Origin of the sequence: Caballeronia sp. LZ035, from assembly GCF_031451175.1 — a bacterium.
Lineage (GTDB): Bacteria > Pseudomonadota > Gammaproteobacteria > Burkholderiales > Burkholderiaceae > Caballeronia.
The window spans coordinates 1316182-1339623 of sequence record NZ_JARUXS010000004.1 but is presented as its reverse complement, the minus strand read 5'-3'; the positions used below and the strand labels follow the sequence as shown (position 1 = coordinate 1339623).

Sequence of the window (23442 nt, the reverse complement as noted above, 5' to 3'; positions counted from 1 at the left end):
CCGGCGCGGGTCAGTCGTCGAAGGAATACGCTGCGACGACCTGTTTCACGGCATTCCTGAACGATCCCACCAGATCCGAGCGGATGCCACTGCTCGGATACGACATCACGTACTCATATTCGATGTCGGTCTCGAACGGCCTCACGACAACCCCATGCGCGCGCCACACCTTCGCGGCGAAGGGCTCGACGATCGACACGCCCAGTCCGCCCGCGACCATCGCATAGCGGGTGTGCGCGGTATCAGTGAAGACGGTGTAGCGCGGCCGGTCCTCGGTCGCGGAAATGAGCGATTGCTCGGCCTCGTAGGGCTGGCGTGAATTCGGCAGCCAGCCGATCAGGTTCTCGCCGCGCAGATCGGCGGGACGCACGAGCTTCTTTTTCGCGAGCCGGTGCGTGGCGGGCATCGCGCAGGCCGCGGGAGCCTTCAGCAGGCTCTCCACCTCGATGCCCGCAACCGCCGGAAACGCCAGGCTCAAGGCGACATCGGCCTTGTGGTTCTGCAGGTTGACGAGCACCTCGGGCACCTTCACGGAATCGACCTTGATGGGCACGCCGGGATGCTGCCCGGTGAAACCCAGCAGCACGGGCGGCAGCAGGGTGGTGGCGAGCACCGGCATGCAGGCGACGGTCAGGCCATCCGAGGCTTCCTCGCGGATCATGTCGGCAACCTGCTTGAGGCGCTCCAGTCCCAGGAAGTTCTCCTCGACGGACTTGTAGAAGCGCAGGCCGGCGGTAGTCGGATTGAGCCGGCCGCCGATGCGGGAAAACAGGCTGAAGCCGAGATCGGCTTCGAGGTCGGCGATCAGGCGGCTGATCGCGGGCTGGGTCACGTGCAGCTTGCGGGCTGCGCCGACACTGGTGCCGGTCATGATGAGGCTGCGGAAAGCCTCGATCTGGCGGAAACGAATCATCTGGCGTACGGCTGGAGAGCGACGGTTGAAAGCGACGCCGATCTTATCGGAAACCGCCCCCCACCGCCTCGGCCGGAACCCTGTGCCACCGTGCCCATTGACACCTTTGCAACAATTCGAACGACTATTCGAAAAATTTAGTGTCTATAAGCACATGTGAGTGGCATCTGGCTTATTGATGCGAAATACTCGCCGCCAGTCTTTAAACCGCAGATGAATGCATCGGACCAGGCGCCGCCCGGCTCGCTTGATTCGGAAGCCTCATTGTTTATCCCGGAAGAGATAAACGAAGGGCATCCATCAGCCGGCGCACGATGCAGAAAGACACGCACAACAACACGAGACAAGGACCCCAGGAATGCCCATTAAATCGATCGCCGTTCATGCCCGTCTTCAACGCACGCGCTTCGCCGCCATCGCGGCGCTCGTGCTGGCCGCCAGTGCGTGGGGCGCCACGGCCACGGCAGCCATCGTGCCGCCCGGCGTGACGCTCGCCGCCAGACAGGAACTGGTGCGCAACAACGGCTCGGAGGTCGAGACGCTGGACCCGGCGCTGGTCGAAACCGTGGGCGCGGCGAACCTCGCACGCGATCTCTTCGAAAGCCTGACCGCCACCAACGGCGACGGCGCGGTCGTGCCGGGCGTCGCCGCGAAGTGGGAGCAGAAGGACGCGACCACCTGGATCTTCCATTTGCGCACGAACGCCCGCTGGTCCAATGGCGAGCCCGTCAGCGCAAACGATGTCGTCTACGGCAGCCAGCGCTTTCTTGACCCGAAGACCGCCTCGTCGTATGCGAGCGTGTTCGGTCCGTTCATCCTGAACGGCGCGGAGATCGTCGCGGGCAAGAAGCCGGTGAGCGCGCTCGGCATCCGCGCCGTCGATGCCGCCACCGTCGAGGTGAAGACGGCCGGTCCGGTGCCGTTTCTGCCCGAACTGATGTCGAATCCGAACTTCGGGCCGGCGCATCGCGCGACCATCGAAAAGTACGGCCGCGAATGGACCAAGCCCGGCAATATCGTGACGAACGGCGCGTTCCAGCTGAAGGACTGGCAGGTGAACAGCAAGCTCGTGCTGACGAAAAATCCGCAATACTGGGACAAGGCGAACGTGCAGCTGACGCAAGTCACCTATCTGCCGATCGAGGACGAGAACACCGACGTCAAGATGTTCCAGTCCGGCGACAACGACATGACCTACCAGTTGCCCACCGGCACGTACGCCACTTACAGCAAGCAGTTTCCGGGCGACATCCGCAATTCGCTGATTCTCGGCACGCGCTACTACAGCTTCAACAATCGCGATCCGCTGCTGAAGGACGTGCGCGTGCGCCAGGCCTTGTCGATGGTGATCGACCGCGACCTGCTGGCGCGGCGCGTGACCGCGGACGGCCAGACGCCGCTGCTCGGCCTGCTGCCGAAGGGCGTGAGCGGCGCGGACGTATCGAACTACGCGTGGGCCGCATGGCCGATGGCGAAGCGTGTCGAGGAAGCGAAGAAGCTGCTCGAACAGGCAGGCGTGAAGCCCGGCACGAAGCTGCGCTTCGCGATGAACACGAGCGACTACAACAAGAAGATGGCGATCTTCGTGGCGTCGGAATGGAAGACGAAGCTGGGCCTCGCGATGGACATCGAGTCGATGGAATTCAAGGTGCTGCTCAAGAAGCGCCATGACGGCGACTACCAGATTGCCCGCAATGGCTGGGTGGCCGACTACAACGACGCAACGACTTTCCTCACGCTCGTGCAGTGCAAGTCGTCGCAGAACGACAACTTCAACTGCAACCCGAAAGCCGATGCGCTCATCAGCGAGGCAGCCGCCACCGCCGATACCGCGAAGCGCGCGCAGTTGCAGACCCAGGCGGCGAAACTCGTGATGGACGACTATCCGATGTTGCCGCTGCTGCAATATGGCCTGCCGCGCCTCGTGAAAGGCTATGTGGGCGGCTACTCGCTGAAGAATCCGATGGATCATTACGCCAGCAAGGATCTCTACATCGTCAGGCATTGACGTCCTGACGCACCGGAGAAACGCTCATGGGGTCATACACATTGCGGCGCGTGCTGCTCACGCTGCCGACGCTTCTGATCGTCATCACGATCTGCTATCTGCTGCTGCACGCGACGCCCGGCGGCCCGTTCGACGGCGAGCGCAAGGTATCCGCCGACGTGCTCGCCAACCTGCAGGCGAAGTATCACCTCGGCGAGCCCTTGTGGAAGCAGTACCTGCTGTATCTCGACGGTCTCCTGCACGGCGACCTCGGCGCCTCGTTCCGTTACGCGGACTGGAGTGTCAACGACCTCGTGCTGAGCGCGCTGCCGGTGTCGCTGGCGGTCGGCGGCGTGTCGATGCTGCTCGCCATCGTCGCGGGCGTGGCGCTGGGCGTCGTCGCTGCCTTGCGCCGTAACAGCGTGGCCGACTACGCGCTGATGCTCGTCGGCAATGCGGGCAACGTGATCCCGTCGTTCGTGCTCGGGCCGGTGCTGATCCTCGTGTTCGCGATCGCGCTGAAGTGGCTGCCGGCCGGCGGCTGGAACGGTTTCGAGCTGCGCTACATGGTGCTGCCGGTCGTGCTGCTGGCCACCATCAACGTCGCGACCATCGGCCGCGTGACGCGCGCCAGCCTGATCGAAGTGCTGAACACCAACTACATCCGCACCGCGCGCGCGAAGGGCTTGCCGCTGCGCGTGATCGTGCTGCGCCACGCACTCCGGCCGACGCTGATTCCGGTCGTGTCGGTGATCGGCCCGCTGGCGATTTCATCGATCACGGCGGCGGTCGTCACGGAGTCCGTGTTCTCGCTGCCGGGCATCGGCAAGCTGATCGTCAATGGTGCGGCCAATCGCGACTACACGCTCGTGCTGGGCCTCGTCGTGCTCGTCACGGCGGTGGCCGTGCTGCTCAACCTGCTGGCCGACCTCGCGTATGCGTGGCTCGATCCGAAGATCCGTTACTGAGAGGCGCGCCATGAAAACAGCATTGCTTGGTTCGACGCTCGAACAGGCCGTCGCGGGCCGCAGTCCGTGGCAGGACGCGCGCGCGCGTTTCCTGCGCAACAAGGCCGCGGTCGTGAGTCTCGTGCTGCTCGCGGTCATCACGCTGGCGTGCATCGCAGGGCCATGGCTGTCGCCGAACGCCTTCGATTCGACCGACTGGAACGCCACCAGCACGCCGCCCACGCTCGCCAACTGGCATTTTTTTGGCACCGACGACACCGGCCGCGACCTCTTCGTGCGCTGCCTGATCGGCGGACGCGTGTCGCTGATGATCGGTGCGCTCGCCACGCTCACGTCAGTCACGCTCGGCATCGTGTGGGGCGCGGTGGCGGGCTTTGTCGGCGGACGCGTGGACAACGCGATGATGCGCTTCGTCGACATGATGTACGCCATTCCGTATCTGCTGATCGCCATCCTGATGGTCACGCTGCTCGGCCGCGAGTTCTATCTCGTCGTCATCACCATCACGGTGTTTTCGTGGATGGACATGGCGCGCGTCGTGCGCGGCCAGACGCTCTCGATCCGCTCGAAGGAGTACGTGGAGGCGGCGCGTGCGATCGGCGTGCCCACCGCGCGCATCATCCGGCGCCACGTGGTGCCGAACCTGCTCGGCATCGTCGCGATCTACACGACCGTCACCGTGCCCGCCGTGATCCTCACGGAATCCGTGCTGTCGTTCCTCGGCCTCGGCGTGCAGGAACCGATGACCAGCTGGGGCGTGCTGATCCAGGACGGCGTCGGCGTGATGGAGGCGTCGCCGTGGATCCTGCTTTGCCCGGCGGCGCTGCTGTCGGTCACGCTCTACTGCATCAACTTTGTCGGCGACGGGCTGCGCGACGCGCTCGATCCGAAGGACAGGTGAGCCATGCCGCTACTCGAAGTGAAGGACTTGCAGGTCGAGTTCGCGACCCCCGACGCCGCCGTGCGCGCCGTCAACGGCGTGAGTTTCACGCTTGAGGCAGGCGAGACGCTCGGCATCGTCGGCGAATCGGGCTCGGGCAAGAGCCAGAGCGTGCTCGCGATGCTCGGGCTGCTCGCGCCGAACGGTCGGGCCCAAGGCCAGGCGTTGTATCGCGGTGACGATCTGATCGGCATGAGCGGGCGGCGATTGAACCGCGTCCGCGGCAATCGTCTTTCGATGATCTTTCAGGATCCGATGAGTTCGCTCAATCCGTATCTGACCATCGAACGGCAGATGACCGAAGTGCTCGAACTGCACAAGAACCTGACGCGCCGCGAGGCACGCAAGCGCGCCATCGCGATGCTCGAAGCGGTGCGCATTCCGGAGGCGGCGCATCGCATCGGGCAGTATCCGCATGAACTCTCGGGCGGCATGCGGCAGCGCGTGATGATTGCGATGGCGCTGTTGTGCGAGCCCGAGATCCTCTTCGCCGACGAACCTACCACCGCGCTCGACGTCACCGTGCAAGCGCAGATCCTGCAACTGCTGCGCACGCTCCAGCATGACTTCGGCACCGCGATCGTGCTGATCACGCATGACCTGGGCGTCGTCGCCGGCCTGTGCGATCAGGTGATGGTGATGTACGGCGGCCGCGTGATGGAACAGTGCGATGCGCCGACGCTGTTCGCCCGGCCTTCGCATCCGTACACCATCGGACTGTTGCGCGCGCTGCCGAGGCTCGATCACGACGGCGGCGAACTCGTCGGCATTCCCGGCAATCCGCCGAACATGGCGCATCCGCCCGCGGGTTGTCCGTTTCACGAGCGCTGCGCCGACGCCAGTGACGAATGCGCGCGTGAAGCGCCGGTGCTCCAGCGCATCGGCGTGCATGGGATGCGCGCGTGCCATCGGCCCGTCGAACAGATGCACAGCCGTCTTGGGGAGATCAACCATGTCTGACGCCAGCCTGCTTTCCGTGCGCGAGATGCGCGTGCATTTCCAGGTCGGGGCCAAGCAACGCCTGCCGTGGGCGGCGAAGCGCACGCTGAAGGCCGTCGATGGCGTCAGCTTCGACCTGAAGGCCGGCGAGACGCTCGGCGTGGTCGGCGAATCGGGTTGCGGCAAATCCACCCTGTCGCGCGCGATCCTCAACCTGATTCCGGCCACCAGCGGCGAGATCGTATGGATGGGCGCGCCACTCGCGAGCGCGTCGAAGCGGGCGTGGCACGCGCTGCGCGCCGATGTGCAGATGATCTTCCAGGACCCGCTCGCCTCGCTCGATCCGCGCATGACGGTCGGGCAGATCATCGCCGAGCCGCTCGTCGAGCATCGGCCGGGCATGCACAAGCGCGAGATCGATGCCCGCGTGCGCGCGATGATGACGCGCGTCGGCCTGCGGGAACAGATGATCAATCGCTATCCGCACGAGTTTTCTGGCGGCCAGTGTCAGCGCATCGGCATCGCGCGGGCGCTGGTGGTCGAGCCGAAGCTCGTGATCTGCGACGAGCCCGTGTCCGCGCTCGATGTCTCCATTCAGGCGCAGATCGTGAACCTGCTCAAGTCGTTGCAGAAGGAGATGAAGCTCGCGCTGATCTTCATAGCGCACGACCTGGCTGTGGTGCGCCATATCTCCGATCGCGTGATGGTCATGTACCTCGGCCGCGTGATGGAGCTGGCCAGCAAGCACGCGCTCTATGACACGCCGCGCCATCCCTATACGCGCGCGTTGCTCTCCGCCGTGCCGGTGCCCGATCCGGCGATCCAGCGCGCCCGGACCGTGGAGATCCTGCCGGGCGATATCCCCAGTCCCATCGATCCGCCTTCAGGCTGCGTGTTCCGTACGCGCTGTCCGGTGGCGCAGGCGCGCTGCGCGCACGAGGTGCCCGCGCTGCGCCCGCTCGGCGGCGATGTCTCGGCGGCGTGTCTCTTCGCATGATGGCCGTGCGCTTCCCCTGCAACCCTTCGATAGCGAGGACGCGTCCGCCCGCATGAGTCGCCCGATCCCCGCCCGTTAGCGAAGGGCCGGCGTAGTCCATCTGGCCGGCCCGCCACATTCGACCCTGTCCGTACGCCCAGACCTTGCCGGTCTGCGGGCGGGGTCTTTTGCATCCTGATTTTTCTGTGCGCGCAGTCGAGCGTTGCATCAATCCGTGGAGATCTTTCTATGAAAAAACAAAAGCGATCAATCGCGCTGTCGATTCTGCTGTTCAGCGGCTTCATGGCCACCGCCGCCGCCTCCCATGCCGATGAAGCCGATGCCGACGCCTCGACGCGTCACACCGAGGCGCCGCCCGCATCGCCGCCGCATACGGAAGCCGATGCGCCGGTGAGCAGCCAGGCGAAGTCGAACGGCTTGATCGAGGACTCGCATTTCAACCTGCTGCTGCGGTCCTACACCGAACACGACGACTTGAAGGGCAGCGGCAAGAAGGATGCATCGGTGCTGGGCGCGCAGGCCGTGTTCGAGTCGGGCTATACGAAGGGGCTGATCGGACTGGGCGGCGACGTGTCGCTGTTCGGCGCATTCAAGCTCAACGGCGGGGAGGGCGCGGGCAACCGCGTGCACCTCGGCACGGACGGCGGCGGGTCGGGGCAACTGGCGTGGGCCTATCCGGGCGTGTGGGACGTGAAGGCGCGCATCTCGAACACGGTGGTCAAGTACGGTCAGCAACTCTTCGACAACCCGTTCCTCGTGCCGCACGACAATCGCTCATTGCCGCCGACGTATCGCGGCTTCTCGCTCGCGAGCGACGAGATCAAGGGCCTCACGCTCAAGGCCGGCACGGTGGACGCCGTGCTCGCGCGCGGCATGACGAGCGTCACCGGACTCACGACCGAATACGGCGGCACGCATATCTCGCGCTTCATCTACTTCGGCGGCGACTGGACCCACGACGCCGACACGGCCGTCTCGCTCTGGGGCGGCATTGCCAACGACGTGTGGCAGCAGTACTACCTGAGCGCGACGCAGAGTATCGGCGACCCCGCTTCGATACGCTGGACGGGCGCGCTGAACTACTACTACACGAGTTCGATCGGCGACCAGCGGCAGGGCGCGATCACCAACAATGCCTACTCGCTGGCGCTGTCGGGCACGCACGGCGCGCATACGGTGCAGGTGGCGTATCAGCAGATCGTCAGCGATCAGACCTTCGACTACATGGGACAATCGGCAGGCGATTACCTGTCGAACTCGCTGGATGTCGACTACAACCAGCCGCATGAAAAGTCCCTGAGCCTGACCTACACGCTCGACATGAAGCGCTACGGCGTGCCGGGTTTCAAGGTCTCGCTGTGGGGCGCGTATGGCTGGGATGCCGACGGCAGCGCGATGGCCAACGGCAACAGCGCACAGGCTGCGGCGTACCGCATCAACGGTCAGCCGATCCAGGGCACGCACTACCAAGTGGGCGTGATCCCGAGCTACACGGTGCCGGGCGGCAAGCTGAAGAACACGTCGATCAAGTTCTACTACATGCACCATCACAGCAACAGCCCGTACTATCCGGACGGCACCAGCGACGTTTATCGACTGATGGTGAATCTGCCGGTGAACGTGTTCTGACGGATGGGAAGATTGCCAAAGAGCAGCGCAGCGCGTAAACCCTACAACTATTTCCGTTTACATTACGTTTAACTTTCAATATAAAGAGAGGGCGTGCTGCGGATTGCCATGTCTCGCCACGCTCATCGCCCGGCAGGCCTGTCTCTGCCGGGCTTTTTTTTGCCTCCTGTTCCAGCTCCCCAAAAGCTTTCAAGCGCTTACGATGCCCGGTTTTCTCCGTGAAAACCCCGTCAATGCTTTCGCTTGACTTACTTGATATATCAAATACTGTGTATATGCGGCGACGCTGGACGTGGCCGCGAGAGGCGTCGTTCGACGCACGCATACACAAGGCATGATTGCCAAGGAGACAGGCATGGGAACGGACCAGATGGACCGCGAAGGCAGGGCCTCGCGTCTCGCTTCGCCGTGGGTGCAATTGGTTTTCGGCGTGATCTGCATGGCGATGATCGCCAACATGCAATACGGCTGGACGCTCTTCGTCAATCCGATCGATGAAAAGTATCACTGGGGCCGCGCCGCCATTCAGGTGGCGTTCACGATCTTCGTCGTGACCGAAACCTGGCTGGTTCCGGTGGAAGGCTATCTGGTCGACAAGTACGGTCCACGTCCGGTCGTCGTGGCCGGCGGTCTGCTCTGCGCGATTGCGTGGGCGATCAACTCGGTGGCGTCATCGCTGCCGCTGCTTTATATCGCGGCGGCCGTCGGCGGGGTGGGCGCGGGCGCGGTGTACGGCACCTGCGTCGGCAATGCGCTGAAGTGGTTTCCGGCGCGGCGCGGGCTGGCGGCGGGCATCACGGCGGCGGGCTTCGGCATGGGATCGGCGGCGACTGTGGTGCCCATCGCGCACATGATCAAGTCGAGCGGGTATGAAGCCACTTTCCTGTGGTTCGGGCTGGGGCAGGGGCTCGTGGTGTTTCTGCTCGGCATGGCACTCTACGCACCGCCGGCGCAACTGCTTGCCTCCATGAAAAGCGCGGTCAAGGCGGCCGTCTACAACGCAAGCCCGAAGCAGGTGCTGGCCTCGCCGATCTTCTGGGTCATGTACCTGATGTTCGTCATGATGGCGGCGGGCGGCCTGATGGCGACCGCGCAACTCGGTCCCATCGCGAAGGACTTCGGCCTGCATGACTCGCCCGTGTCGCTGCTCGGCCTGACGCTGCCCGCGCTCACGTTCGCGCTGACCATCGACCGCGTGCTCAACGGCCTCACGCGGCCGTTCTTCGGCTGGGTATCGGACCGTATCGGGCGCGAAAACACGATGTTCATCGCGTTCGCCATCGAGGCGGTGGGGATCGTCGCGCTGTCGCGCTATGGGCAGAATCCGGTGGCCTTCGTGGTGCTGACCGGCATCGTGTTCTTCGCCTGGGGCGAGATCTACAGCCTGTTCCCGGCGACCTGCGGCGACACCTTCGGTCCGAAGTTCGCGGCGACCAATGCAGGACTGCTCTATACGGCGAAGGGCACGGCCGCGCTGCTGGTGCCGTTTTCGAGCGTCATCACGTCGATGACCGGAAGCTGGCACGCGGTGTTCATGCTCGCGGCGGGGATGGCGGCGCTTTCGGCGCTGCTTGCGCTCTTCGTGCTGAAACCGATGCGTCAGGCGCATACGGTGCGGCATGCGCGGGCGGCGGGATTGGACCTGCCTTATACGCCTGCCATGAAAGACTGAAGGCGTGACCAGGACGGGCGACCCGGCGTGTCGCCCGTTTTATTGTTATCGAGCTCGCGCGTTTCGCGGCTTGCGACTGACGAAGCGGCCCGCAGGCCGATTGCGATTGCGCGTGATGTGTAGCCGCCGGCGGATGGTCTCCTCGCTCTCTTATCTCGTGGACCGGACGGTGGCCGTGATGCGCTGTGGCGCGCGCCGTTCGATCATGGCGATCCACGCCGGAAGGCTCAGTGCCGATGCCATTGAAGCGCAGGCGAAGAGTGCGAGTGCGAGGTGGGCGTCCATGACCTTCTCCAAACGGGTGGTTGGAGACAGTGTCGGCGGGAACGGCTTGCCGTAAAACCCCGCTCCCGTAGGGAGGACGCGCCGCGTCGAGGGGCGGGCGCAGACCCCGCCAAATGAGGGAGAAAAAATCAGAAGCGCGTACCGACGCTGCAACCGCCGAAGCCGCCGCCGTTGGTGGCCACGCCGCCGCAGCCGAACAGCCCGCAGCCGCTGAGCGCGAGTGACACGGTTACGGCAAGGATGGCGAAGCGAAGATAACGAAGATTCACGATGAGATAGCCCGGGCGCCACGTTCATGGAAGCTGACCGCCATCATAGTTACTTTGCGTCGCCCGGATTGTCAAAGTGGGCCGGGCGCGTCAGGCGGGCAGCTTGCGGAAGCTGATGGCAAAGCGGTTCCATGCGTTGATCGCCGACACGAGCAGCGTCAGGTCGACGATTTCCTCGTCGCTGAAATGCGGCTTCACGGCCTGCCAGACGGCATCGGGCACGTGATCGTGCGAGACCAGCGTCAGTGCTTCGGTCCATTCCAGCGCGGCGCGTTCGCGATCCGTGAAGAACGGCGTCTCACGCCACACCACGACGGTCGCGAGACGACGATCGGTTTCGCCGCCCTTGCGGGCATCGGTGGTGTGCATGTCGACGCAGAACGCGCAGCCGTTGATCTGCGAGGCGCGCAGGCGCACCAGATGGGTCAGGGACGTTTCGAGCGCGGACTTGCCGATGCGCTCTTCCACGCCGACGAGCGCCTTGATGGCGGCAGGGTTGGCCTTGTAGAAGTCGAGACGAGGTTCCATGGCGATGCTCCTTGCGGTGGGTTTGGACAGGTTCAGAATAGGCCTGAAGGTGGCCTATTCAAATAGCCGATTTTGTGAAATACGAGGTAACCAGTGGAAGGGTCATGCGCCGGACGCAAAAAAACCGCGGCAAGCTGCGTCGCGGTTTCGAACACCATGCGTCAACGCGTTCAGTCGAGCGCCGCAGCCGGGCCGAAGAACTCGTATCGGCTTTGCGATTCAGGCACGCCAAGCGCCTTCAGATGCTTCTTCACGGCCTTCATGAAGGGCTTGGGGCCGAGAAAATAGGCATCGAGGTCGCGGTCTGCGGGCAACCACTTACTGAGCAAGGCTTCGTCGACGAAACCGATGCCGTCCGCCGGATGATCGCCGTCGCGTGCGTGCTCGTAGCAGTAGAAGCGCTTCAACTGCGGATGGCGCGCCGCCAGCGCCTCGATGGTCTCGCGGAACGCATGCACGCCGCCGTGCCGCGCCGAGTGAATGAACGTGACCGGACGCTGCGTTGCGAGCGCGCCATGCAGCATGGCGAGCGTCGGCGTGATACCCACGCCGCCGCTGATCAGCACGACCGGCTTGTCGCCGGGTTCGAGCGCGAAGTGGCCGGCGGGCGGATAGAGTTCGAGCACATCGCCCGCGTGCTTGTGCTGGTGCAGGAAGCCGGACACCTTGCCGTTCGCCTCGCGCTTCACGCTGATGCGGTATTCACGGCCGTTCGGCGCGGCCGACAACGAATAGTTGCGACGCACTTCCTCGCCGTCGATCACCACGCGCAAGCCGATGTACTGGCCCGGACGGAAATCGAGCAGCGCGCCGCCGTCTTCGGGCGTCAGGTAGAACGACGTGATCTCGTCGCTTTCCTTTTCCTTGCGGGCAATGACGAAGCGCCGCGTGCCGCGCCAGCCGCCGGGCGCCTGTTCGCGTTCGCTGTAGATGCCTTCCTCGAGCCCGATCAGCAGGTCGGCGAGTTGCCCGTAAGCGGCGGCCCAGGCGTCGATGACGGCGTCGGTGGCGATTTCTGCGCCGAGCACGTCGCGGATCGATGCGAGCAGGCAGCGCCCGACGATCGGATAATGCTCGGGCTGGATATTCAGCGCGACGTGCTTGTTGATGATCTGGCCAACGAGTCCGCCAAGCTTCTCCAGTTCGTCGATATGGCGCGCGTACATCAGCACGCCATTCGCAAGCGCGCGCTGTTGTGCGCCGCTCGCCTGATGCGCCTGATTGAACATCGGCCGGACTTCGGGGTAGTCGGCAAGCAGCCGGGCGTAGAAATGCGTGGTAAGCGCTTCGCCGCCGCTTTCGAGCAGGGGAACGGTCGCCTTGACGATGGCACGGTGTTCGGCTGACAGCATGGTTCTTTCCTCGTGGGTGAAGATGCGTCTCGCATCGGAAGTCTATGCAAATTCCAATACACGTTCCGTGCCACGGTAGAATCGTCGCTAAATCAACGGTTTGAAGATTTATATGGTCGATTCGACTCTGGTCAAAAAGACTGCCGACGTAGTCGCAATGACTTCGCGCGTGCTGCTCGACGCACTGGTTCCGCTCATCGAGGATCTGTCGAGCGAGATGCCGGACACCGAGCGCTACCGGCGTCTGCTGCATACGTCCCGCGCCCTTTTCCCGAGCGACGCCACCGCGCTGCTGCGCCTCGACGGCGACACGCTCGTACCGCTCGCCATCGATGGGCTGTCGGGCGATACGCTAGGGCGACGCTTCCGGGTCAGCGAGCATCCGCGCTTCGCCCGCATCCTCGCCCACGAGGCGCCGACGCGCTTCTCCGCCAGCTCCGACCTGCCGGACCCTTATGACGGTCTCGTCAAGGGCGTCAGCGGCCATCTGGAGGTGCACGATTGCCTGGGGTGCCCGCTGTGGATCGATGGCCGCGCGTGGGGCCTGCTGACCCTCGACGCGCTCGATCCCGCCCGTTTCGACGGCATCGACATGGCCTCGCTGCAAGCGTTTCTGAGTCTCGCGGCGGCGACGGTGAGCGTCGCCGGGCGCATCGACAGGCTGGCGCGTTCGCGGGAGGCGGAGCGTCATCGCGCGGAGGCTTACCGGCAGGCCAGCGGCCCGAAGCGGCGCGAGATGATCGGCGGCAGCGACCGGCATCGGCGGATGCTGGAAGAGATCGCGATCGTCGCATCTAGTGATCTCACCGTGCTCGTGACAGGGGAAACCGGCGTCGGCAAGGAACTCGTCGCGAGCGAGATTCACGCGCTGTCGCCGCGCGCCGACAAGCCGCTCGTCAGCCTCAACTGCGCCGCGCTGCCGGATACGCTCGTCGAAAGCGAACTCTTCGGGCACGTGCGAGGGGCGTTTTCCGGGGCGTCGTCGGACCGGCGCGGCAAGTTCGAACTCGCCGACGGCGGCACGCTCTTTCTCGACGAAGTCGGCGAACTGCCGCTGCCCGTGCAGGCGAAACTGCTGCGGGTATTGCAGAACGGGCAGTTGCAGCGCATCGGCTCGGACAGCGAGCACAAGGTGGATGTGCGGCTGATTGCGGCGACCAATCGCGATCTCGCCGAGGAAGTGCGCGAAGGGCGGTTTCGCGCGGACCTGTATCACCGGCTGTCGGTGTATCCGCTCGTGGTGCCGGCGCTGCACGAGCGCGGCCGCGACGTGCTGCTGCTGGCCGGCTTCTTCCTCGAGGAAAACCGTTCGCGCCTCGGCCTGCTGAGCCTGCGCCTCGCCGCCGACGCCCAGGCCGCGCTGCTGGCCTATCGCTGGCCGGGGAACGTGCGTGAACTGGAGCATCTGATCGGCCGGAGCGCGTTGAAGGCGCTGGCTTCGCACCGCGAGCGTCCGCGCATCCTGACGCTCAGCGCCGCCGATCTCGCGCTCAACGGCGATGCCGCCCCGGCCCAGGCGTCCGCCGTGCCGCCGCCGCTAACGGCAAGCGGCGCGGATTTCCGCGCGGCGGTGAGCGCCTACGAACGCTCGCTGATCCTCGACACGCTCAGGCGTCATGAGCAGAACTGGGCGTCCGCGGCCCGCGAGCTGGGTCTGGACCGGGCCAATCTGAATCGCCTCGCGAAGCGCCTCGGGCTCAAGTAAGCGCGGCCGGCTTCGAAGCCCTCCATCGTTGCCTGTCTCGAAAATATTCAATTGATTGTTGAATATCAAGAAACGCGCTGGCGCCCGTCACGCGGCGCGCCCGCGCATTGAGACAATTCCGGTGCTGGGAAAAGCGGGCGCTGTCTTCTAGTATCAGAACAGCCTGACGCAACCCATCGACAGCATGTTCACCGCAGTGCCTTGAAGCAGCGTGCCGGATGCGGGCCTGTCCCGCACGGCGTATTGAGAACGGCATTTCGAACACGGCATTTCGACAACCGGGGGTTACGTGCAGAACGTGACAGACGTGGCGAAGCTCAGCACGTTCATCTTGTGCGCACTCTTGCTGTGTTTCGGCAGCGGGGCGTTCGCCGCGGACGCGCCGACCACGGAGCGTGCGCCGGACACCATGCAGGCCCGCGTGATGGGATGCGCCGCCTGCCACGGCGCGCACGGCGAGGGCACCGACAACGACTATTTCCCGCGCCTGGCCGGCAAGCCTGCCGGCTATCTGTACAACCAGTTGCTCGCGTTCCGCGACGGCCGGCGTAAATATCCGCCGATGAATTACCTGCTCGCCTATCTTCCGGATGCCTATCTGAAGGAGATTGCTGCGTATTTCGCGGGCGAGCGTCCGCCATTTCCGCCGCCGGGGCCCGTCAGTGTCGATGCAAAAACGCTCGACCGGGGCAAGTCGCTGGTCACGAAGGGCGATCCGGCGCGCAGCGTGCCCGCCTGCATCAGTTGCCATGGCGCGGCGATGACCGGCATGGAGCCCGCCATTCCGGGCCTGCTGGGCCTGCACGCCGATTATCTGAGCGCGCAACTGGGCGCATGGCGCTACGGCACCCGCACGACGGCAGCGCCCGATTGCATGGGCCAGATCGCGAAGCTGCTGTCCGACCGCGACATCACCGGGATTGCCACTTACTTGGCCTCGCTGCCTGCGCCGGCGGATCCGGCGCCGGTGGCGGCCGGCTCGCTCAAGATGCCGCTCGCTTGCGGCAGCGTTCCCCACTGACGAGGACCCCGACGTGCGCCGATTTCGACCCTCCGGAGCGCTGGCCGTCACGATTCTTCTGGCGGCCTGGGCGGTCTTGCTGCTGGCGCCGTCGACGCCGGTTCATGCGCAGGACCGCGCGGAGACGATCAAGCGTGGCGAGTATCTGGCGCGCGCGGGCGATTGCATCGCGTGCCATACGCTGCCTGCGGGCCGGACCTTTGGCGGCGGACGGCCGATGGACACGCCGTTCGGCACGCTCTTCACGCCCAACATTTCGTCGGACCGGGAGACGGGCATCGGTGGCTGGAGCGCCGACGAGTTCTACACGATGATGCACGACGGCAAGTCGCGCGACGGCTCGCTGCTCTATCCGGCGATGCCGTACACGTCCTACACGAAAGTCACGCGCGCCGACTCCGACGCGATCTATGCGTTCCTGATGTCGACGCCGCCCGTGCATCAGCCGAACCGGCCGCACGAACTGCGCTTTCCGTTCAACAAGCGGCAACTGCTGTTTGGCTGGCGCTCGCTGTTCTTCAGGGAGGGCGAGTATCGGCCGGACCCGAAGCAATCGGCGGAATGGAATCGCGGCGCGTATCTGGTCGAAGGACTCGGACACTGCTCGATGTGTCACACCGCGATCAACGCACTGGGCGGCAACGTGAGCTCGAAGGCGTTCGAGGGCGGACTGATCCCGATCCAGAACTGGTACGCGCCCTCGCTGACCTCGAACCGGGAGGCCGGTCTCGGCGAATGGAGCATGGACGACATCGTCGGTTTGCTGCATGCGGGCGTCAGTCATCGCGGCGCGGTGTACGGACCGATGGCCGAAGTGGTCTACGACAGCCTTCAGTATCTGAGCGAGGACGACGTGCGCGCGATGGCCGTCTACCTGAAGGCGCTGCCTGCGCGTTCCGGCGACAAGCCCGAGCCGCCCGGACAGGCGGTGAGGGAACAGCAGACGAGTCTCGCGCCGCTCGGCAAAAAAATCTACGACGCGCAATGTGCCGAGTGCCATGCCGCGCGGGGCGAGGGCAAGCCGCCGGATTTTCCGCCGCTCGCGAACAATCAGTCGATCGTGATGAACTCGGCCGTGAACCCGATCCGCATGGTGCTGAACGGCGGCTATCCGCCCGGCACGTTCAAGAACCCGAAGCCGTATGGCATGCCGCCGTTCGCGCAATCCCTGTCCGATGTGGAAGTCGCGGCCGTGGTGACCTATATCCGCACCGCATGGGGCAACCACGGCGCGCCGGTGACGGTGAAGGACGTGAACGAACTGCGCTCGGCGCCGCTTTACTAGAGATCCGACGACCATGAACGAAGACCCGAACGCGGACGAAGACGCCAGGCTCGACGAGATCGTGAAGCGCGGCCCGAGTGGCGCGATTGTGCTGGCCGGCATCTCGACTGCGCTCGTGATCGGCATGTGGTTCGTCTTTTACTTCGCCGTGTTCCTGCCGCGCGGCGTGATCCGGTGATTCATCCAGACTTCGCATATGGCCATCGATCCCAGCTCGCATGACATTGCCGAACGCGTGGAACGGCGCTGGGCGATCCTCGTCCTCGCGATTGCCGTGCTGCTGGTCGGGATGGTCGTCTACACCGGCCTGCACTGGGCGATGATGCCGCCGTCGCGCGTCGAGACCGTGCGGCCGGAGACGGTGGGCGTGTCGGGCGAATTCGTCGAGAGCAATCTGGGCAGCGCGCCGGAAGCGGATGGTTCGGTGACGGTGCGGATCGTCGCGCAGCAGTACTCGTTCACGCCGCAATGCCTGGTGGTGCCGGCGGGCGTGCCGGTGACGTTCCGTGCAACAGCGGCGGACGTCGTGCATGGATTCCTGATCACGGGAACCAACATCAATTCGATGCTCGCGCCGGGCTATGTCTCGACCTTCAAGACGACATTCGAGACGACCGGCGATCATCTGATGCCCTGCCACGAGTATTGCGGCACCGGGCATCAGAACATGTGGGCGCACGTGAAAGTGATCGATCGCGCCGAGTTCATGGAGAGGGCCGCCAGGCTGCCGGCCCGTTCGCGGAGAGTGTCCTGTGTTCAATAGCAAGCGGCTCGTCCTCGCGCATTTCTGGCTGGCATTCGGCGCCTTCGGCATCGCGCTCGTGCTCGGCGCATGGCAGATGCTCGTGCGCAGTCCGCTGCATCCGTGGCTGCAGAATCCGGAGCTGTACTACCGCTCGGTGACGGAGCACGGCACTGTGATGGGCTACGCCTTTCCGACGCTCGTGGCGATGGGCTTCGGCTATGCCGTCAGCGAACTGGCGCTGAAGCGACCGCTCGCGGGAATGCGCTGGGCGTGGCTGGGCTTCTGGATGGTTGCGGCGGGCGCGGTCACGGCGACCATACCGGTGGCCATGGGCCTCGCCTCGGTGCTCTACACCTTCTATCCGCCGATGATCGGCAACGTCTTCTATTACCTCGGCGTGGTGCTGGTCGTGGTGGGCTCGTGGGTGTGGGTCGCGCTGATGTCGGTGAACCTGGCCGTGTGGAAGCGCGAGAACCGCGGCAAGCCGGTGCCGCTCGCGATGTTCGCGACCGTCGCAGGCGCGTATCTGTGGGGCTGGACCGCGGTGGGCGCGGCGATCGAAGTGCTGTTCCTGATTCTGCCAGTGGCCTTTGGCTGGAAGACCACGATCGACGCCGGCCTCGCGCGCATCTTCTTCTCGTGGACTCTGCATGCCATCGTCTATTTCTGGCTGGTGCCGGCCTACGTGGCGTACTACACGATCATCCCGCGCGCGATCGGCGGCCGTCTGTACAGCGATGCGATGGCGCGCATCTCGTTCATTCTGTTCCTCGTGGTGTCGATGCCGATCGGGATCCATCACCTGTTCGCCGATCCGCAAGTGGGCTCGGGCTTCAAGTTCATGCATTCGGTGTTCACCGCGCTCGTCGCCGTGCCGACGCTGCTGACCGTGTTCACGATCTGCGCGTCGGTGGAGATCGCGGCGCGGCTGCGCGGCGGACGCGGCCCGCTGGGCTGGCTGAAGGCGCTGCCCTGGGACAATCCGATGATGCTCGCTGTCGCGTTCTCCTTCGTGATGCTCGGTTTTGGAGGCGCGGGCGGCCTCATCAACATGAGCTACCAGCTCGATTCGACGATCCACAACACGCAGTGGGTGACGGGGCATTTTCACCTGATCTTTGGCGGTGCGATCGTCATCATGTACTTCGTGATTGCCTACGATCTCTGGCCGCATCTGACCGGGCGGCCGCTGCTGCATCCGAAGCTGATGCGCTGGCAACTGTGGCTGTGGTTCATCGGCATGATCGTGCTGACGTTCCCGTGGCATTTTGTCGGCCTGCTGGGCATGCCGCGACGCATGGCCTTCTATGACTACAGCGACCCGGAGATCGCGGCGCAGGCGCTGTCCGTGGTGATATCGGTGGTGGGTGCGTTGATTTTGCTGGTGTCGGCGGTGCTGTTCTTCATCGTGCTGGTGAGGGCGCATCGCACGCCGCGCGCGGCTATCGAGCCGTTCCGCTTCAGCCGCGCCGTGCATGAGCCGCACAGCATTCCGGTGGCGCTGAACAGTTTTGCACTGTGGCTTGCACTGATGATCGGGCTCACGCTGATCAACTACGGCTATCCGATCGCGCAACTGCTCGCGCGCTCCGACACGGAAGTCCCCGCGGTGCCCATCGGAGCCGCGCGATGAGCGACGAACGCCTCTTCACCTTCCGCAATCGCTGGTTCACGGTCAGTGTACTGGGGACGATTGGAATTGCGATCGTTGCGGCGCTGATCGGCTTCGTATGGCTGCCTTCGGTGCAGCGCGATGCACAGTTCAGCGGCATCTGGAACGCCATCTGCAGCGCGGCGGGCGTGCCGCGAAGCTGGTACGCGGGAGGTGGCGTGGTGGTCGAGCCGGAGGTGAGGTTGTCGAGCGTCGAGATGACGCCGCAACTGCTGGCGAACGTGAGCGCGAATTCCATCGGGCGCGGCGCGACGCTGGCCTTGCGCTGCACGATGTGTCATGGCGATCGCGGCATGAGCGACGCGAACTCGCCGAATCTGGCGGGTCAGTATGCGGCGGTGATCTACAAGCAATTGATCGATTTTCAGAAGGGCGCGCGCAGCAACGCGGTGATGTCGCCGATGGCGATGAACCTGAGCGATCAGGACATGCGCGATCTCGCGGCGTATTACGCGAGCCTGCCGCGCCCGCCGGCGCAACGCAAAGTGAGCGATGCGCGCGCGCCGGCGATCGTCGCGCACGGTGCGCCGATGCGGAATGTGGTGCCCTGCGCGGTGTGTCATGGCGGCATAGACAGCAAGGCGGGGAGTCCCTGGCTCGATGGTTTGCCAGCGGCTTATACGAAGTCGCAGTTGCTTGCGTTCGCGAGCGGGACGCGGACCAACGACATCGATGGCGTCATGCGGAACGTGGCGCGCAACATGACCGCGGAGGAAATCGATGCGGCGTCGATGTATTACGCGCGGGAGCTGGAGAAGGTCAGAGCTGGGCGGTGAGCTGGAAGCCGATCGTCACGCGCGCGGTAGCGAGCGAGGCCGGCTTGATGAGCGGGGTGCCTGCGAACAGGTCGTACTTCAGGGCAGCGAGTGGGAGGGGAACGCCGCCTCGGATGCTGAGGACCGCGCCCAGTAACTGGGTGCCTGCGAGGAAGGCCGTGTTCGGGCCGAACACGCGCCCGTAGTCGATGCCTACGTAGATCGACTGACGCCACTGCCCGAGCGGCGCTTGCACCTCGTTGCGCCAGTAGAAACCGCTTTCGGCCGCCAGCATCTGCTCGCCGTCGAAGCCACGCACCGTGTAGCGGCTGCCGATTGTGAAATCGTCGACATAGAACAACCGATCCGGCGAATGCTGGCCGCGAAAGGTGGTCACGTAGCGAAGCGGCTGGTGCGCGAGGGCGAAAGGCACCGAGAGGTTGAAGTCTAGCGTGCCCATCCGGTAGCGGTAGGTCGGCCTGGCTTGCGATGTTGAAGAGCGCGTTTGGTCGGATGTTGGGCCTGGCGTTGAACCGAATCCGCCAATGCCTTGCCGGAACGCCAGCGCGGCATCGAGCTGCGAGTTGCCGATGTAGTGTCGGTCCGTCAAACCGGTTTCCAGGAACGTGTTGTTGCGATGCTGGATGTCGATTTCGGTGTCGTTGATGAAGCTCGCGTTGAAGCGGCGCGAGAGCTGGATGTAGGCGGCGAACACATCGTTTTGAGAGCGTCGCAACACGCGGGCAAGCTTGACGCCTGCTGTCTGCGACTCGCCGCTCGATGTGAAGGTCTGATTCGCGCCCGCGATTTGCTGACGGTAGCTGTTCGTGTAGCCGAAGAGCGTTGCGGTCCAGTATCCCCATGGGACCGAATACGTGCCGTTGAAGCCGTGCGAACCCATTGTCTTGTTGTCGAGTTTCAGGTCCTGGGTGGCGCCGAGCGTCAATACGTCGTTCAGGCCGAGCGGATTGTCGAGACCGAGGCCGAGGTTGCCCTGCGGCTTGCCTGTTGCGCGGGTGCCTGAGTTGTCGATCGAGGTGACGATGGACCATGATTTGGAACGCTTCAACGTCAGCAGGATATCGCTTTCGCCTGGTTGGTCGGTGGGCTCGATTTTCATGTCGAGGTCCTGGCTCGGGACGCGCTTCATCTGTTCGATACCTTGCTCGAGTGCGCGTACGTCAAGGAGGTCGTGCGGTCTTGCGGGGAAGGCAGAGCGCCATGAGGACCACGTTACAGGTTGGTCGAAGCGAATCTCGTGGATCACGCCAGGAATGAGCACGAATTGAAGCGTACCGTTTGTGAGGTCCTGCTCGGGGACCAGAACGCGGGTGGTGAGGTAACCGCGACTCAGGAGGTCTTGCTGAAGGGCCTTTGTGAGGATAGTGAGGCCGTCACGCCCGATGCAGCGCCCGCGATAGTGAGCCAGCCATTCGCGCGCGAAGAAGAATGGGTCAAGGGGAAGGGTAGAGGCGCCTTGTGTGCGTTGGGGTTCGGGTAGCGTGGTGGGGACGTTGAGAGTGAAGGATTCGATGCGGAAGCAAGGATGCTCTTCTTTCAGCTCGGGATAGGTCGCGATGTTTGGATCCGAGGAGCGTACAGATCGCGCGCTGATGGCGGTCTCGCGCTGTCGTGCTTCTTGTTGCTGTTGCACTTGCTGGGTTTGTTCAGCGTTGGCGCGGGCGGCTGCGGCTTGTTCTCTGAATGCGGGGACTTCTTGGGCATGGGCCGCAAGGGACAGTATTGCCGTAAGGGGCAGGGCTTTCAGGCGGGTGTTCAACTTCATAAGGCTTGCTCGGAGGACGGAAGCCTTACGCGAGGTCAGGCGGGGGGCCGAGGTTTCGTGATCCTCGGAACGCTTGACGACTAATCTAGCGAAATGAGGTTGCGCGGAGAACTAGCGAAGTCTGAAAATGGGGTTGTCGGATTGAGGCTGGACCGGGCCTGTCAGCCATTTCGTGTCGACGCATAACAGTCTGGCATTGGTCCAATGACGGTTGAAGCGATCAATTGCAACGCTGGCGCTGAAGAGGGCTCTGAGCGAGCGCGCTCTGGCGGCGAGATGAATCACCATCTGGGCTACCCGCCGGGTGAGGCCAAGACAACCAACGTCACGAATCAGCGAAACAGTCGGGGTGCCGGACGGTTCTTACTGAAGACGGCCCGATCCGGAGGGCAGCGCCGAACCCATTCTATGCAGCCAAGTCAAACGGTCGATGTGACGCCATCGCTGCAGCGTCGGCGTTCATCTGCCCGGAGATCTGATTGCCCCAATGGCCAAACGTGCCTGGAACGTCATCGAACGTCCACTTCACGCGATCGATCACGCTGCCAAGAACTCGGTGCCCATGCTGCCCCTGCCGTCAGCATTGCTCGAACTGCGATTGTAGAGGTCCGCGTTCGATGCCGTGGCCGCGCCTGCGCCACCGCCCACGAATGCGCCACCAACACCCGCCAACGCGTTTGCGGCCACATTGCCCGCGAGCATGGAACCGGTCTGTTCTCCGATTCCGTCCTCCAGTTGGTTTAGTTTGCCCCCGAACGCCGATGCGATACCTGCGCCCGCCGCACCGCCCGAAGCAGTAGCAATGCTGCCACCACCAAAGCCACGAATCAGACCGCCACCGATGATATGAAGCGCGACACGGTTGGAGCCGCCTTCATCCCAATGCGATACTAAAAGTGCGGTACGCCTTATCCTCGATGCGCCTCAAGCTGAATTTTTTTCAGTAGTCCGGTCTTCTCGTCAAAATAGAAATTGGCTGCCTTGTGTATGCCTATTGGCACGGAGGCAAATACAAAAACTACGTACGCACTCGATTTATACGAGTATGTCCAGACTTCCATCGACCCAGCGGTAATTTTTTTATCCGGCGGACCAAATTGGCCAACCACGTCATCTCGGGTGGTGACCTCTGGTTTGAACTGATCGATCAGTGACTCTTGTGTCGCGTCCTCAAGCTTCATATTCCCCGTTCTTTGAGCAGAATTGAAAGCGCAACCAGTCATTCCCGTAGCCAATACAGCGATTATAATAATTTTCTTCATAATATCATCCAATTAAAGAAATTAATCTGGATTAACCAAAAATCAATACGGCCGAAAATCCTAACTAATCCAGACCATTCCACCTGCGACAACTCACCAAAGACTGAAATGCCAACGAAAAATAATCGCCGCGCGTGATCAACCGGAACACTCTCTTACTCTTAGGCGGTCGTTTTCTTGATCTATCTACCAAATTCAGTAATTGCCGTGCCGATGAGAGGATTGCTGTTCAATCTGTTGCTTGGTGTACTTTCCGCCGCTCGTATCTGCAACGCCCTTCGCAAACTTCTTCTCCTGCGGATGCACTGCCGGTTGTAGAGATCAGAAGGGTCCTATATCAACTATTCGGATTTCGTTGCCGATGCGGCCTCTCTGGATGGCAACGTCAATTTGGTCGCCTTCGCTTATGCGGTCATATTTCCACGAAACCGGTAGGAATTGAAAAAAGCGATTTTCCACTTCTATTTCGAGCGCGTTCTGTGCGAGCACAGTGACAGATGCTTTACCTTGCCATTTTCGATGCTCGGGAACCACGTATTTCCGAATCACCCGGCCCGAAATTTTCACTTCTTTTTTTCCTGAGAAAATGATGAGGCGTCGAATCACCAGAGCAAACAAAAAAAATATCAAGCACTCTGCGGCGAGAATAATGGCGCCCGAAACTGCAGCAGCTCCTCCGTGACTAATCAGTTCCAGGGGGGTAGATAAGATGCTCATTGCATTGCCCCAAGG

General features: G+C 63.4%; 22 protein-coding genes and 1 pseudogene. 15 read left to right on the top strand and 8 right to left on the bottom strand.

Features of this window, described 5'->3' with window-relative positions; all coding sequences use genetic code 11:
- Positions 1 to 10 precede the first annotated feature (10 nt).
- A complete protein-coding gene (locus QCE88_RS36515; protein ID WP_309910462.1) occupies positions 11 to 913 on the bottom strand; it encodes a LysR substrate-binding domain-containing protein in 903 nt (300 codons plus the stop codon).
- A gap of 358 nt (positions 914 to 1271) precedes the next feature.
- On the opposite strand from QCE88_RS36515, the gene QCE88_RS36510 reads away from it, so the two are divergent.
- The 7 genes from QCE88_RS36510 (at position 1272) to oxlT (ending at position 10045) form a co-directional block, all read left to right on the top strand.
- Entirely contained in the window at positions 1272 to 2921 is a 1650-nt protein-coding gene (locus QCE88_RS36510; protein WP_309910460.1) for a peptide ABC transporter substrate-binding protein, read from the top strand.
- 26 nt (positions 2922 to 2947) lie between these two features.
- Entirely contained in the window at positions 2948 to 3868 is a 921-nt protein-coding gene (oppB, locus tag QCE88_RS36505) for an oligopeptide ABC transporter permease OppB (RefSeq protein ID WP_309910459.1), read from the top strand.
- Positions 3869 to 3878: 10 nt separating this feature from the next.
- The gene (locus QCE88_RS36500; RefSeq protein WP_309910458.1) at positions 3879 to 4769 is read left to right on the top strand and encodes an ABC transporter permease subunit; all 891 of its coding nucleotides are present in this window, start codon (positions 3879 to 3881) and stop codon (positions 4767 to 4769) included.
- A 3-nt stretch (positions 4770 to 4772) separates the two neighbouring features.
- Positions 4773 to 5768, top strand: a complete 996-nt coding sequence (locus QCE88_RS36495; RefSeq protein ID WP_309910457.1) for an oligopeptide/dipeptide ABC transporter ATP-binding protein — start codon at positions 4773 to 4775, stop codon at positions 5766 to 5768.
- Entirely contained in the window at positions 5761 to 6744 is a 984-nt protein-coding gene (locus QCE88_RS36490; RefSeq protein WP_309910455.1) for an oligopeptide/dipeptide ABC transporter ATP-binding protein, read from the top strand. Before QCE88_RS36495 ends, QCE88_RS36490 begins: the two co-directional genes overlap by 8 nt.
- A gap of 228 nt (positions 6745 to 6972) precedes the next feature.
- Positions 6973 to 8373: an OprD family outer membrane porin gene (locus tag QCE88_RS36485; RefSeq protein WP_309910454.1), complete on the top strand. Its 1401-nt coding sequence runs from the start codon at positions 6973 to 6975 to the stop codon at positions 8371 to 8373.
- Positions 8374 to 8728: 355 nt separating this feature from the next.
- Positions 8729 to 10045, top strand: coding sequence for an oxalate/formate MFS antiporter (gene oxlT / locus QCE88_RS36480; protein ID WP_309910453.1), 1317 nt, complete (start codon positions 8729 to 8731; stop codon positions 10043 to 10045).
- Between the two features lie 150 nt (positions 10046 to 10195).
- Here the strand turns inward: oxlT and QCE88_RS36475 are convergent, their stop codons facing one another.
- The 4 genes from QCE88_RS36475 to hmpA all read right to left on the bottom strand — a co-directional run bounded on the left by QCE88_RS36475 (position 10196) and on the right by hmpA (position 12479).
- Positions 10196 to 10330, bottom strand: a complete 135-nt coding sequence (locus QCE88_RS36475) for a hypothetical protein (RefSeq protein WP_309910452.1) — start codon at positions 10328 to 10330, stop codon at positions 10196 to 10198.
- A 128-nt stretch (positions 10331 to 10458) separates the two neighbouring features.
- Positions 10459 to 10599 (bottom strand): hypothetical protein, encoded by a 141-nt coding sequence (locus QCE88_RS36470; protein ID WP_309839394.1) that lies wholly within the window; start codon positions 10597 to 10599, stop codon positions 10459 to 10461.
- A gap of 90 nt (positions 10600 to 10689) precedes the next feature.
- Positions 10690 to 11127 (bottom strand): carboxymuconolactone decarboxylase family protein, encoded by a 438-nt coding sequence (locus QCE88_RS36465; protein WP_309910451.1) that lies wholly within the window; start codon positions 11125 to 11127, stop codon positions 10690 to 10692.
- 170 nt (positions 11128 to 11297) lie between these two features.
- Positions 11298 to 12479: an NO-inducible flavohemoprotein gene (hmpA, locus tag QCE88_RS36460; RefSeq protein ID WP_309910450.1), complete on the bottom strand. Its 1182-nt coding sequence runs from the start codon at positions 12477 to 12479 to the stop codon at positions 11298 to 11300.
- 112 nt (positions 12480 to 12591) lie between these two features.
- On the opposite strand from hmpA, the gene norR reads away from it, so the two are divergent.
- The 7 genes from norR to QCE88_RS36425 all read left to right on the top strand — a co-directional run bounded on the left by norR (position 12592) and on the right by QCE88_RS36425 (position 19683).
- Positions 12592 to 14184 (top strand): nitric oxide reductase transcriptional regulator NorR, encoded by a 1593-nt coding sequence (norR, locus tag QCE88_RS36455; protein ID WP_309910448.1) that lies wholly within the window; start codon positions 12592 to 12594, stop codon positions 14182 to 14184.
- 409 nt (positions 14185 to 14593) lie between these two features.
- Positions 14594 to 15205, top strand: coding sequence for a c-type cytochrome (locus tag QCE88_RS36450; RefSeq protein ID WP_309911034.1), 612 nt, complete (start codon positions 14594 to 14596; stop codon positions 15203 to 15205).
- Positions 15206 to 15218: 13 nt separating this feature from the next.
- Positions 15219 to 16490, top strand: a complete 1272-nt coding sequence (locus QCE88_RS36445) for a cytochrome c (RefSeq protein WP_309910447.1) — start codon at positions 15219 to 15221, stop codon at positions 16488 to 16490.
- A 13-nt stretch (positions 16491 to 16503) separates the two neighbouring features.
- Positions 16504 to 16668, top strand: coding sequence for a hypothetical protein (locus QCE88_RS36440; RefSeq protein WP_309910446.1), 165 nt, complete (start codon positions 16504 to 16506; stop codon positions 16666 to 16668).
- 18 nt (positions 16669 to 16686) lie between these two features.
- Positions 16687 to 17253, top strand: a complete 567-nt coding sequence (locus QCE88_RS36435) for a cytochrome C oxidase subunit II (protein WP_309910445.1) — start codon at positions 16687 to 16689, stop codon at positions 17251 to 17253.
- Entirely contained in the window at positions 17243 to 18868 is a 1626-nt protein-coding gene (locus QCE88_RS36430) for a b(o/a)3-type cytochrome-c oxidase subunit 1 (protein WP_309910444.1), read from the top strand. Before QCE88_RS36435 ends, QCE88_RS36430 begins: the two co-directional genes overlap by 11 nt.
- A complete protein-coding gene (locus QCE88_RS36425) occupies positions 18865 to 19683 on the top strand; it encodes a c-type cytochrome (RefSeq protein ID WP_309910442.1) in 819 nt (272 codons plus the stop codon). The genes QCE88_RS36430 and QCE88_RS36425 overlap by 4 nt, the downstream gene beginning before the upstream one ends.
- Here the strand turns inward: QCE88_RS36425 and QCE88_RS36420 are convergent.
- Positions 19667 to 21448 (bottom strand): ShlB/FhaC/HecB family hemolysin secretion/activation protein, encoded by a 1782-nt coding sequence (locus QCE88_RS36420; RefSeq protein WP_309910440.1) that lies wholly within the window; start codon positions 21446 to 21448, stop codon positions 19667 to 19669. The two genes, QCE88_RS36425 and QCE88_RS36420, sit on opposite strands and share 17 nt — an antisense overlap.
- 186 nt (positions 21449 to 21634) lie before the next feature.
- Here QCE88_RS36420 and QCE88_RS36415 point away from each other — a divergent pair.
- A pseudogene (locus tag QCE88_RS36415) lies at positions 21635 to 21846 on the top strand (IS256 family transposase); the annotation flags it as partial.
- Between the two features lie 510 nt (positions 21847 to 22356).
- On the opposite strand, the gene QCE88_RS36410 reads toward QCE88_RS36415, so the two are convergent.
- Positions 22357 to 22710: a hypothetical protein gene (locus QCE88_RS36410; protein WP_309910439.1), complete on the bottom strand. Its 354-nt coding sequence runs from the start codon at positions 22708 to 22710 to the stop codon at positions 22357 to 22359.
- Between the two features lie 321 nt (positions 22711 to 23031).
- The gene (locus tag QCE88_RS36405) at positions 23032 to 23427 is read right to left on the bottom strand and encodes a hypothetical protein (RefSeq protein WP_309910437.1); all 396 of its coding nucleotides are present in this window, start codon (positions 23425 to 23427) and stop codon (positions 23032 to 23034) included.
- Between the last annotated feature and the right edge of the window lie 15 nt (positions 23428 to 23442).